The organism is Actinoallomurus purpureus, from assembly GCF_024055795.1.
GTDB classification, from domain to species: Bacteria; Actinomycetota; Actinomycetes; order Streptosporangiales; family Streptosporangiaceae; genus Actinoallomurus; species Actinoallomurus purpureus.
The window spans coordinates 14,599-27,793 of the sequence record NZ_JAMXMY010000012.1; the positions used below are offsets into that span (position 1 = coordinate 14,599).

Genomic DNA, 13,195 nt, shown 5'->3' on the forward strand with positions numbered 1-13,195 from the left:
TTCCGGTACTGAATCCGTACCGAAGAATAGGAAGGTGACGTGGCCGTGCGGCTCCTCCTGCTGATGGCAGGAACATTCTTCATCGGCACCGATGTATTCGTCATCGCCGGGATGCTTCCCGAGATCGGTGATTCCCTCGGCGTATCCATCGCAGCCGTCGGACAGCTGATGACCGGCTTCGCCATCAGCTACGCCCTGCTCGGCCCTTTGCTGTCCAGTCTCCTCAGCAGCCGGTCACCGCGTATGGCCCTGCCGGCCGCGCTCGGTGCGGTCGCCGTGGGAAACCTGATCTGTGCCGGCGCGGACTCCTTCCTGGTCGCGATGCTCGGCCGCGTTCTGGTGGCCGCCGGAGCCTCGCAGTTCACTCCCCATGCATCGGCGCTCGCGGCAGAACTCGTGCCTGAAGACCGGCGGGGGAAGGCGCTGGCGTCGGTCACCGGGGGGCTGGCAATGGGTTCGGTGCTGGGCGTCCCGGCCGGCACTTGGGCTGCTTCGGCCTTCGGCTGGAGGCCCACGCTCGTGGTGCTGATCCTCGGCACCGCGTCTGTGGCCGTCGCATTGAGCGTGAGTCTCCGGGGAGTCGGGGTGCTTCGGCCGAGCATCAGTGTGCGGGCACGGTTCGCGACGCTGCGAACGCCGGCGATTCGTTCGGTACTGGTCCTCACGGGAGTGATCGTGACCGCCGAGTACTGCGTCTACACTTACGTCAGCGCCGTCTTCGGCGACGTCACCCATGGCAACGGCAACCTCCTGGCAGTGCTGCTGCTGTCCTTTGGACTCGGCGGCGTGTCAGGCAACGCCATCGCCGGGGCTCTCATGGACCGCCCGGCCGGGCGCCACATCGTGCTCGTGGCCGTTGTCGGGCAGGGCGTCAACTTCCTTCTCCTGCCACTGACAAGCCAGTCCTTCGCCTCGGCGATCATCGCCATGGCCCTGTGGGGCGTTACCGGATGGATGTACGCGGCACCGCAACAGCATCGGCTGCTACGTCTCGCCGGTCCTGCGGGTCCGCTGGCCATGGCGGCGAACAGCTCTGTCATCTACATCGGCGTTGCCATCGGTGGTGCGATGGGAGGCGTATTCCTAGGAAACATGAAGGGCAACTGGCTGGCCCTGCCCGCCGCGGCCGTCTGCGCACTGGCCCTGATACCCGAGGTGCTCTTCCGCCGCGCGGAGGCAGAAAGGCGAAAGACGACAGGCGGCTCTTCCGAAGTGAGCGCCGATCAGGTTGCCAGCGTGTAGTCGTCATGTCATTTCGTAGCCGCGGGTGTTCTTCCTGCCCCACGGCTACGCCGTTCGCTCTGTGAGGATGCGGGCCACCGCGCGAATCGTCGGCTCGTGCATGAACTCCGGCAGCGGGTACTGATATCCGAACCGCTCGCGGATCCTGGCCAGGATCCGCACCGCCTTGAGGGAGTTGCCCCCGGTGTCGAAGAATGAACGATCCAGCGGGATCGACGGCACCTGAAGCTCCGCGCACCACATCGTGTGCAGCGCCTTCTGGGCGGGCGTCTCCGGTGCGGCGTCCTTCGCCGGTCCGGGCAGGGGCAGCGTCTCCATGGCGAGCTTGCCGCTGGCGTTCACCGGCAGACGGTCCACCCGGAACCAATGGTCGGGGATGAGGTAGGCCGGAAGCGTGCGGCGCAGCCCCTCACGCAGCGCGACGCTCCACTCCAGGTTCTCCGCGGCGCCGGGTTCGAGCACGACATAGGCCACCAGTGCGCCCTCGCCATCATCGCTCCGGTGCACCACGACCGCGCTGTCCCGGACGCCGAGCAACCGGCCGAGCGCCCACTGGACCTCACCCGGCTCGACGCGATGGCCGCGGATCTTCACCTGGTCATCCAGCCGGCCGAGGAAGCACAGCACGCCGTCGGCTCGCCAGCGGACCAGGTCCCCGGTGCGGTAGACCCGCTCGCCCTGCTCCGCCGGTCCGTCGACGAAGCGCTCCGCCGTACGCGCCGGATCGCCGACGTACCCCGTGGCCAGCCCCGGGCCCGCCAGGCAGAGTTCGCCGACCGCGCCGACCGGCACCGGCCGCCCATGCCCGTCGACGACCCTGACGCGCACACCGTCGATGGGCGCCCCGATCGGAACGGTCGTCTCATCGCGGTCGGTGACCTCGTACGACGTGGCGATGACCGACGCTTCGGTCGGCCCGTACTGGTTGAAGAGCCTGGCCTTGGGATGCGCGTCGAGGAGGCGACGCAGCGCCGGGGTAATGACCAGTTGCTCTCCCGCCACGCAGATCTCGCGCAGGGACGGCACCCGTAGCCCGTGCTCGGCGAAGTACTTCAGCGGCGTGTACGCGATGTGGAGGCGCTCGACGCCGTGCCGGCTCATCAGCTCTCCGAGGGCCTCCGGGTCCTGCCGGACCCCGTCCCCCGGCAGAACGAGCGCGGCTCCGGACGCCAGCGTCCCGAAGATCTCCTGAACGCTGACGTCGAAGCCGGCGGAGGTCCACTGCAGGGTGCGAAGCGGAGGATGCGCGCGCAGCTGCCACCGCACGAGGTTGACCGGGCCGCGATGCGGCACCAGCACGCCCTTGGGGCTGCCGCTGGAACCGGACGTGTAGATGAGGTACGCGGGATCCTCCGGCCCGACCTCCGTCTGCGCCCCCGGCTCCGCCTCGGCCTCGGCCGCCGTGGAGAGCTCGGCGGGTCCCGCGTCTTCGGCCGGTCCTGCGCCTCCGGAAGGCCGGGTGCGCGCGGCGGGCGACGGGTCCGCGTCCGGTTCTGTCGCGACGACATGGGTGGGCCATTCCGACAGGGCCGGGTGAGCACCGGCGGACCCGGCGTCGACCAGCAACAGCGAGGCGCCGCTGTCCGTCAGGCAGTACGCCAGCCGCGGTTCCGGCAGCGACACGTCGAGGGGCAGGTACGCGGCCCCGGTCTTGAGCACCGCGAGCATCGCGACGATCAGGCCGTGCCCGGGCGCCAGGCACAGGCCGACGACCTGGCCGCGGCCGACTCCGCGTTCGCGTAGCTCACCGGCGAGCCGGTCGGCCGCGCCGTCCAGCTCCGCATAGCTCAGGGTCGTCGTGTCATCGATCAGGGCCGGCGCGTCCGGGGTGCGCCGTGCCTGCCGTTCCACCAGGTGGTGCAGGCACTCGGTGGAGTCCTCGGTCACCGCGCCCTGCCACGACTGCAGCAGGGCGGCGTCCTCCGCCGTGAGCTCCGTCAGCCGGGACAGTGGGGCGGAGGCCATCGTGGTGGCCCGCCGCAGCACGTTCTCCAGGTAACCGAGGATCCGGTGTACGGTCGCCTCCTCGAACATCCCGGCGTTGTACTCGACAACGCACCGTACGCCGTCCGGCTCCCGCGTCAGGTAGAAGGTCAGGTCGAACGGCGCCCGCTCACTGGGGACGTCCACCGATCGTACGTCGAGGCCGGCCGAACCGAGATCCGTCGCGGCGTGGTTCTCGTACTCCACCATCACGCCGAAGAGCGGATTGCCCCCGGGTACGCGTTCCGGGTTCAGCGCGCTCACGACCTCGTCGAACGCCGCGTCCTGGTGGTCGTACGCGCGCAGGGTGCGGTCCCGTACCCGGCCGACGAGATCCTCGAACGAGGGGTCGCCGGACAGGTCCAGCCGGATCACCACCGTGTCGATGTACATGCCGATCCGGTCCTCGGTGCCGTCTGGCCGGTTGGTCATGGCGGTACCGAGCATGAAGTCGTCCTGGCCGCTCATCCTGCCGAGGACGGACGCGAGCCCGGCGAGCAACACCATGAACGGCGTCGCCCCGCATTCGCGGGCCAGGCCGGCGACCTCCCGTCCCAGTCCGCCGTCCAGGTCGTGCACCAGACTCCGGCCCGTCGCCTGTCGCCCGGGCCGGTCCGGCGGGAGGACCAGCACCGGTGCACCGGCCAGCTCCTCGATCCAGAACTCCAGGCTCCGCTCGCCGCGCCGCGCCGCGACCGCCGGGTCGGCGCGCGGCTCGTCCGGAAGCTCCGGCAGCGACTCCGGCTCGCCGGGCCAGGCGTCGTACGCCGCGACGAGATCCCGGCAGAAGACCTGCGTGGACAGGGAGTCGAAAATGATGTGGTGCGCCACCAGGAAGAGGACGTGGAGGTCCTCCCCCAGCCGGGCGAGCCGTAGGGAGAAGAGCGGACCGTCGGCGAGGTCCAGCACGGTGTCCGCCGTCGAGCGCGTCAGCTCGGCTATCGCCTCGTCCACCGATCGGTGCCGCATGTCGACCGTGGGACACGCGACGGCCTTCGGCGGCCGGACGATCCGCCACAGCGTCCCGTCCGTCTCCGCGAACACCGAGCGCAGCTGCGAGTGCCGGGCGACCACCCGGTCGAGCGCGCCTTGGAACGCCGGCGGATCGAGCCGGCCGCGCAGCACGATCGCCTTCGGCTCGTAGTAGTCACGGCGCCCCGGGTACATCTGCTCGACGAGCCAAAGCCGCTGCTGCGCCGCAGACGCGGCCACGGCCTCACGCGGCGGTCCCGCCGGGGCGGCGGTCGCCGCCACGTCCGTGTCTCCGGGATGGACGGGCGGCGGCTCGGCCCGTGTGCCGTACGGCCGCCCCGGTGGTACGGCGGGGCCGGTCCTTCGGAGGGCCGCCGAGGTCCCGGCTCGGGACCTCGAATCGATGTCTCCGGAAGGCGCGGGCGGGCGCCCGGCCTCCGGCCTGACGCCGCCGTCCGCGGGCCGGAGGTCGCGCAGGACCGGCACCAGCGGGAGCGCCGCGAGCATCCGGTCGTGCGCCACGCCGAAGTCCACGAAACAGGCGATCTCGTCCGCGCCCGCCGCCACCACGGCATCGGCGATCGGGCGGCAACTGTCCGGCGTGCCGATCAGAGCCCGGTCTGCGCAGTATCGCTCGTATGCCCGCTCCAGCAGGAAATCCAGGTCCTCCGGGTCGGTACCGTCCAGGTCCGCATCGAGACCCAAGCTGCGGGCGAGACCGTCCAGCAGTGGCAGCGACGAGCGGAGGTAGTCGCGGAAGGGGCGCGACGCCTCCTCGCGAGCGGTCGCGAGATCGGTGCCGAGGTAGGTGTGCATGAGGACCACGACGCGGCCCGCCGCCGGATCCAGCCCGCACGCCGCGCGGGTCCGCCGGTACAGCGCGATGTTCGCGGCCAGATCCGCGATGCTCTGCGACATCAGGTTGGTGACGATGCCGAGATCGTTCTCGGCGGCCGTTCGGTAGCTGTCCGGGTTGCCCACGACGGCCACGAACATCGGCGGCCGCTCCTGAACCGGCCGCGGGAACAGGCTCACCTCCACGTCGGACCCGGTGCCGGACGTGGCCCGTACCCGTTCCCCGGCCCACAGCCGCCGTACGGTGTCGAGCCCTCGGTACATCAGGTCCCGGCGGCCTCCGTAGTTGCCGGGCGCCAGCACGAAGTCGTTCGCGTGCCAGCCCGACGCCACGCACAGCCCGACCCTGCCGCCCGAGAGGTTGTCGACGACGGACCACTCCTCCGCGACCCGGATCGGCTCGTGCAGCGGCAGCACCACCGAGCCCGCGTTCAGCCGGATCCGCGAGGTACGCGTCGCGAGTGCCGCGGCGAGCACGGAGGGGTTGGGAAAGATGCCGCCGAAGGAGGCGAAGTGCCGCTCGGGCAGCCACAGTGAGTGGAGACCGTGCTGATCAGCGAACTCCGCAGCGGCCAAGATATGCGCGTATTTGTCCGTAAGATCCTGATCCGGATAGTCACCGAAGAAGTAGAGGCTGTAGTCGCATCCCGCCGGCGGCGGACCGTCCGCGGGCGGATCGACCGACGGCGGAGCGACCGGCTGGGGAGCGACCGGCGTCACGGCGGACCGCGCCGTCCCCTCCCGCGAGCCGCCGATCGGCGCGGCGCCTGAACCGGCGCCCGTCCGTGCCGCGCTCCCCCGCGCGGGCGCCGGACGATCCGCGGTCGGATCCGGTCGGGCGGTGGCCGCGGTCATCGCGTCGAGCTGGCGGCCCATCAGGTCGGTCACCTTGTTGATCGCTTCGAGCTGCGCGGCGCACAACACGCTCAGCTCGCTGGGCGCGGCCATGCCCTGGACCGCCCCGGACATGAGCGAGCCATCGGGTCCGTCCGGCACATCCGGTGCGGCGGTCACGGGGGCCGCCCGGCCGATGCCGCCCGCCGGATCCGGGGCCCCCGATGCGGGAGCGGGACGCTCGCCCGCAGTGAACCCGCCGGCGGGTGGCCGGGCGGGTCGGGCCGTCACCGTCTCCGTGCTCGGCCGGGCCCGCGGAAGAGCGGGCGGCTGCGGGCGTGCGGCGGCGATCGCCCGGGCCAGCTTGCGCGGGGTGTCGGCCTCGGCGAAGAGGTCCCGTATCGGGATGCGCATGTCGTAGTCCCGCTCGATCTGGCGGGTCAGGCCGACCAGGGACAGGGAATCGCCGCCCATCGCGGTGAAGGTCGCGTCGACGTCGACGGCCTCCCGCGCGAGCCGGAAGCGGCGCGCGGTCAGATCCCGTACGGCCTCCAGGAATTCGCTGGTCACGCCGGTCTCCTCTGACTGGTCGCCGATGGACTCGTGCTCGTCACCGATGGGTCCTTGCTCGCCGTCGACCGTCTCCGGCCGGCCGGTGATCGGCTCGTGCCGGTGGCCGGCGCCGTAGGGAGGCAGCGTGGTTCTCTTGAATGGATATCCGGGCAGCGGGACACGGCGCCCACCGCGCGCGACGGAGTCCCAGGCCACCTCATGGCCCGCGCGGTACAGCTCGGCGAGGGCCAGCAGTGCCGTCTCGGCCTGTCCCGCATCGGCGTCCGCACGCTGGGTGGCCGTCCAGGCCAGGCCGGTCAGCGCCCGCCGGCCGAGACGCACGAGTTCCGCGTCGGGGCCCAGCTCGATGACCCGGTCGCAGCCCGACGCGTCGAGCGTGGCCAGCGCCAGGTCGAAGCGCACCGGCCGGCGAGCCTGCGCGACGAGGTACTCGTGCGGGACGACGGTGCCCGCCGGCACCTCGGCTCCGTCGACTCCCCGGATGAACGGCACCCGCAACGGCAGCAGGGTGCACCCGGCGGCGAGCTCCGCCAGAGGCTCCACCACCGGATCGAGCATGCCGGTATGGAACGCGCGGGACACGCGGACGCGCCGCCACGCCATGCCGTACCGTTCCAGCAGCTCTTCGGCCATGCGCACGGCGTGCTCGGTACCGGCGAGGACGAAGCCGTTCGCGCCGTTGCGCGCGGCGATCTCCAGCCCGCTCTCCCGGCCGACGCGCTCGGCCATCGCGATGTCGGCGCGAACGGCGAGCATGCCGCCCGCCGCCATGCCGGACTCCATCAGCCGGCCGCGCCGCGATGTCAGGCGCACGCCGTCCGCCAGTGACAGGGCGCCCGCCGCGTACAGTGCGGCGATCTCGCCCATGCTGTGCCCGAGAACCCGGTCCGGCACGACGCCCCACGCCAGCCACTGCTCGGTCAGCGCCGACTGGAGGGCGAACTGCGCCGGCTGGGCGAGCGCCGTGGGGAGTGCCTCCGCCTGCTCCGCCCGGTCCAGAAGCACGTCGAGCAGCCCGTCCCCGGTGGCCTCCCGGTGCACCCGGTCGCACTCGTCCAGCACCTCCCGCATCGCCGGGAAGGCCGCGTACAGCTCCCGCGCCATTCCCCGATAGGCGGAGCCCTGCCCGGTGTAGGCGAAGGCCGGCCTGCGGTCCGTGTCCCGTTTCGTACGCGAGACGGCCGCCGCGGCTTCGTTTCGTGATCCGGACGTCGCCGGGGAGCCGCCGTCGCCCGTACCGGATCCCACCGTGGACGTCCTCTCGCCGGTACCGGCCGTCGCCGTCTCGCCTCCGCCGCGCGCCAGCCGGTTCAGCCGGTCGGCGAGTTCGGCGGAGGAGGAACCGGTCACGGCCGTGCGTTCGGCGTACGCGGGGCGCGCGGCCATGGTGGCGACGACGTCGGCAGGCCGGGTATCCGGATGGCTCGTCAGGTGATCAGCGAGTCGCAGGGCGAGTTCCCGTACGGCGGCGCGATCGTGTCCCGATATCGGGACCAGGACGGGAACCTCACCGGTCCTCTCCCCGCGGTCGCCCTGGTTCCCGGTCGTCTCGCCGGCGTCTGCGCGCGCGTCGGCGGCGGACCGGGGCGCCTCGCGGAGCACGACGAAGGCGTTGGTGCCGCCGACGCCGAGCGCGTTGACGCCCGCGTACCGCGAAGAATCCGCAGACCGGGCGGGCATCGGCCGGGACTCGGTGACGAGTTCGAGCGGACCGCCGGCGAGATCGAGTTCCGGGCTGGGCCGGCGCAGGTTGACCGTTGGCACCAGCCGCCGGTGCCGGAGCATGAGGACCACCTTGATCAGTCCGGCCATACCGGCGCACGCGTCGAGGTGCCCGATGCCGGCCTTCACCGACCCGAGTGCGCAGCGGCCGGACGGTTCCGCGTCGCCGCCGGGGACTCGCGGTTCCGGGTCGTCGCCGAGGGCTCGGCTCAACGCCCTGAACTCCACCGGATCGCCGACCGGGGTTCCGGTCCCGTGTGCCTCGACGTAGCTCAGATCCGCGCCGCGAACGCCCGCGCGCCGCAGCGCCGTGCGCACGACCTCGGCCTGGCCCTCCACACTCGGCGCGGTGTATCCCACCTTGCGGGCGCCGTCGTTGTTGATCGCCGTGCCGGCGATGACCGCGAGGATCGGATCCTCGTCGGCGAGGGCGGCGGCCAGCGGCTTGAGAAGCACGGCGGCGACGCCGTTGCCGCCGACCGTGCCGTCCGCCTCGGCGTCGAAGGGACGGCAGACGCCGGTCGCCGACAATACCGACTCGGGGTGGTGCACGTACCCGGCGTCCTGCGGCAGAGCGACCGACGCGGCTCCCACCAGCGCCAGGTCGGCGTCCCCGCCGCGCAGCGCCTGCACGGCCAGGTGCACGGCGACGAGCGAGGTCGAGCAGGCCGTTCGCACCCCGACGGCCGGACCGGTCAGACCGAGCCGGTAGGCCACCCGGGAGGCCAGGAAGTCGGGTTCGGCGCCGAAGGTGGCCAGCATCGAGTCGGCGAGGTCGAGTCCACCGGGCCGGGTGCCTCCCGTCTGGTAGTCGCGGAGGTTCGCCCCCTCTCCGGCGTACACGCCGATTCGTACGCCGTCCGCGTGCCTCGCGTAGCCGGCGCTCTCCAGCGCAAGGTAGGCGCATTCCAGGAACAACCGGTGCCCCGGATGGGTCAGCGCCGCCTCCCGGGGGTGCATGCCGAAGAACGCCGCGTCGAACGCGTCGACCTCGGCCAGCACGCCGCCGGCCGACCGGTCCCAGGGCCCGCGTCGGGACTCTGGCCCGGATCCGGCGGGAGGATCCCCCTGGCGCGTCCGCGGGTCGAAGACCGTGACGCGGTTTCTGCCGTTCACCAGGTCGTCCCAGAACTGCTCGGGTGTGGTCGCCCCCGGAAACCGAAGGCTCATCCCGATGATCGCGATTGGCATGTCCGCTGCCGCAGGACCCCGGCCCGCCATGGTCCCGGGCCCCGCCGCGCGGCTCTGCTCGGCCGGCCGACCTGGCGACGCCTCGGACCCTGCGGGCTCCGGTACGGGAGGCGTCAAGCCCGATTCCCGGAGGTGGGAGGCGAGTTCGGCGATCGAAGGATGTTCGAAGAACAGGACCGTCGAGAGGTCGACGCCCAGCTCCTGACCGATGCGGCCGCGCAGCCGGGCGAGCAGCACCGACGTCAGGCCCAGCTCGAAGAAGGGCGTGTCGTCGGCGCCGGCGAGCTCGTCCGGGGTCGTTCCGCACAGCGCGGCGATCTCCCTTCGCAGCAGGGCACGGACACCCCGTTCGCGGTCGTGGTGCGTTCCGGGCGCCTCCGGCCGTTCCCGGGAGGCGGGCGGGCCCGGCAGCATCCGTACGAGCTCGTCCCGGCGGATCTTGCCGTTCGGGGTACGCGGGAAGTCACCGGCCGGGACCGGGAGGACGTGCCGGGGGAACAGGCCCAGCCGGCGCGACACCGTGCGTCCGATGTCACGGGCGATGTCGGCCGGCGGACGGCCGCCCTGCTCCGGGGCGAAGAAGAGCGCGAGGACCTCGCTCCCGGCCGCCTCGTCGGGCACGCCGCAGGCGGCGGCGAACCCGGCCGCGACCCCGTCGACGGACTCGACGACGGCCTCGATCGGGTGGCAGGGGTGGTTCTCCCCGTTGATGATGACGACGTCCTTGGCCCGGCCGACCATCACGATCTGGCCGTCCTGGATGAACGCCAGGTCACCGGTGTCGAGCCACGGCCGACCGCCGTCGTCCGCGGCGACGAAGGTCCGCGTGTCGGCCGCGTCGTCGCCCAGGTAACCGGGGGTGTTCCGCACCGAGCGGACCTGAAGACGGCCGACCGTCCCCTCGGTGAGCACGCGCTGCCCGTCGTCCACGATCCGCACCGCCGCGCCCGGCGCCGGTCCGCCGGCCGCGACGAGCGTCGTGCACTCGTCGTCCGGCGTCTCCTCACCCACGTGGATCACCCGCCCGCGCAGGCTGGCGGTGCGGACCCGGTGGAGGCTGCCGGGGGCGCGGTACCGTCCCCAGGTGATGCCGGTGACGGTCTCGGTCATCCCCCAGGCCGGCACGAAACAGTCCGTGGCCAGGCCGTACGGGGCCATCGCGGCGAGGAAGCCGTCGACCACACTTGGCACGATCTGCTCGCCACCGCAGATCAGCGACCTGACGCCGGACAGGTCCCAGTCGCGTGGCTCGGCGTGCTGAAGCGCGGCCGAGACCATGCGGTACCCGAAGGTGGGCGCCCACGTGTGGCGCACCTGGTGCTCAGAGACGAGGTCGAACCAGCGAGTCGGCTCGGCGACGACCTGCTCGCCCGGCATGTGGACGTTGTCGGCTCCCACGAAGACCGGCAGGACGTGAAAGAGCAACAGGGCGGCGCTCGCGTCCAACGGCAGCCAGTTGAGGGTCGAGTCTTCGTGCGTCCAGCCGAGCACCTGCCGGGAGCCGGCGGCGAAGTCCAGGATGCCCTCGTGCGTCAGTGGAATGATCTTGGGCCTGCCGGTGCTGCCCGACGAGAGCAGCATCAGGGCGGTCTCCGGACCATCGGGCTGGAACGTTCCGTCCACCACGCCGCGCCCTCGGCAGGTGGCGATGTCGAGCACGGGGAACCGATCGTCGTGGGCCAGGCCGGCCGTTCCCCCCGCGCCGGTGAGGATCAGCGGGTCGTCCAAGAGCTCACAGGCGCCGGCGAGCCGGTCGGCGGACCCGGCCGGGGCGTCCCGCCGATCGAAGATCGGCAGCGGGACGAGCCCGCCGAGCAGGCAGGCCCAGAAGGCCGGGAAGAAGTCCGTGAGCTCCAGCCCGAACAGGACGACGACCTGCCCAGGCCGGCAGCCGGCGTCCAGGAGTCCCGCGAGGAGCACCCGGGCCTCGCCGAGCAGTTCGGGATACGACCTGGGCGGATGGCCGACGACGGTGACCCCGTGGCCGGGGCGGCCGGACGCGGCCTGGACGAGCGCCTCCGCCACACCGCGGAGGGCGGAGGCCTCCTGGCGCGGCTTCGCACCGTGGCACTCCGCCGGCCTGTCCGGAGCCGTGCCTGCTTCGTCGGGATGCATGCGTCTCCGCTCAGCTCGTACGGCGCCAGAAGGCGCCGTACCCGTCGATGTCCTGGATCTCGTCATGGATGCCGTGCTGGTGCCGGAAGTCGTGCACGGCCTCGCGGCACACGTCGATCAGGTAGTCGTCGACGATCACGAAGCCCCCCACGGACAGCTTCGGGTAGAGATGGACGAGCGCGTCCATGGTCGACTCGTACAGGTCCCCGTCGAGCCGGAGCAGCGCGAGGCGCCGCACCGGTGCGGTCGGCAGCGTGTCGCGGAACCAGCCGGGCAGGAAACGCACCTGGTCGTCCAGCAGGCCGTACGTTTCGAAATTGCGCTTGACGGTGTCGAGGGAGACTCCCATGACGTCGTTGAACTCGTGCGTGCCCAGTTCGACGTCGCCGGGATGCCCCGCCACGACCTCGGGCATCCCCTGAAACGAGTCGGCGCACCAGACCCTGCGGTCCGCCACCTCGTACGCGCGGAGCATCCCCCGCATGAAGATGCACGTCCCGCCGCGCCAGACACCTGTCTCGAGGAGATCCCCGGGAATGTCGTCACGCAGGATCCGCTCGACGCAGTCCTGGAGGTTGTCGAGCCGGCGCAGCCCCACCATGGTGTGCGCCGTGCTGGGCCAGTCGAGCCCGGCACCGCGGTTGATGTGGTCGTACGCGGTGTCGGATGCCCAGGCGCTCGGTATCGGCGGGTCCTCGTAGACGACGTTGGTGAGCACCTTCTTCATCAGGTCCAGGTACATCTGCGCACCCGTGTTCATGAGGAGATCGCCGTCCACTCCGGTCCTCCGCGTCTCGTGCGGGTCCCGCCGGACGGCCAACTCCGTCCGGAGGACGCGCGCGCAGTCCTGGGCTCGTCTCGTGATGAACTGGTGCCCGGCACCGCTCACCGTGTGCACGCTCACCGGTCGCCCGACGGTCTCCCGCCACCGCTCCGGGTCGTGTTCCTTCGTGACCGGGTCGTCGTCTCCCCACAGCACCGTCACCGGGATCCCGAGCGGTGTGTCCGGGACGAGGACGGTGTGGCGGGCGAGCAGTGCCTCGTCCGCGCGCAGGAGGCCGACGTAGTACGCCATGGCCTCGGTATTGCGCGCGAGTTCCTCCGGGAGGTCACCGACACTCCGGAGGAAGTCGACGATCTCCTGGTCCGGCGTGTCCGGACGCCAGCGGGGGCCGAAGCCGCACTGCGGCGGCGGGCAGCCGGACACGACGAGATGCCCGTCGCCGGGGAGCAGCCGGGCCGCCTCGTACGCGATGACCGCGCCCATGCTGTGCCCGAGCAGCGCCCATCCGCCCGGCCCCGCCTCCGCCCGCACGAGCCGGGCGACGTCCGCGGCGGCGTCCGCGACGTCCGCGTACGCCGGCTCGTCCGCCCGCGCGCCCTTGCCCGCGAGCTCGACCGGCCGGACCCGTGCGGCATCGCCCATCAGCGCGGACCAGCCGCGGAACATGGCGGCCGTCGCACCCGCCGGTGGGACGCAGAAGAGGGTCGGAACGGTTTCGGCGCACACAAAATCACTTTTTACAGCACAGTCCACATCAAGGAAAGATGTGGATATTCCCGACTCCACCCGTAGATACGGGTGACCGTAATCGGGCCCTCCGGCGCGACCTGGGGTTTCTCGCCCGGCGGACAGGTCCTGCCGGGAACCGGCAGGACCCGGATTCGTGGCCCTGCGCTCGGCCCCTCTGCCCCCCGTCCGTCTCCC

General features: G+C 71.9%; 3 protein-coding genes. 1 reads left to right on the forward strand and 2 read right to left on the reverse strand.

Annotated elements, in window-relative coordinates; all coding sequences use genetic code 11:
- Window positions 1-39: 39 nt before the first annotated feature.
- Window positions 40-1,242: an MFS transporter gene (locus NE236_RS22400; RefSeq protein ID WP_252844023.1), complete on the forward strand. Its 1,203-nt coding sequence runs from the start codon at window positions 40-42 to the stop codon at window positions 1,240-1,242.
- Between the two features lie 45 nt (window positions 1,243-1,287).
- Here the strand turns inward: NE236_RS22400 and NE236_RS22405 are convergent, their stop codons facing one another.
- Together NE236_RS22405 and NE236_RS22410 are read right to left on the reverse strand one after the other, a co-directional pair.
- Complete coding sequence (locus NE236_RS22405; protein ID WP_252844024.1) at window positions 1,288-11,487, reverse strand: non-ribosomal peptide synthetase/type I polyketide synthase; 10,200 nt, start codon at window positions 11,485-11,487, stop codon at window positions 1,288-1,290.
- A gap of 10 nt (window positions 11,488-11,497) precedes the next feature.
- Window positions 11,498-12,997 (reverse strand): alpha/beta fold hydrolase, encoded by a 1,500-nt coding sequence (locus NE236_RS22410; protein WP_252844025.1) that lies wholly within the window; start codon window positions 12,995-12,997, stop codon window positions 11,498-11,500.
- Between the last annotated feature and the right edge of the window lie 198 nt (window positions 12,998-13,195).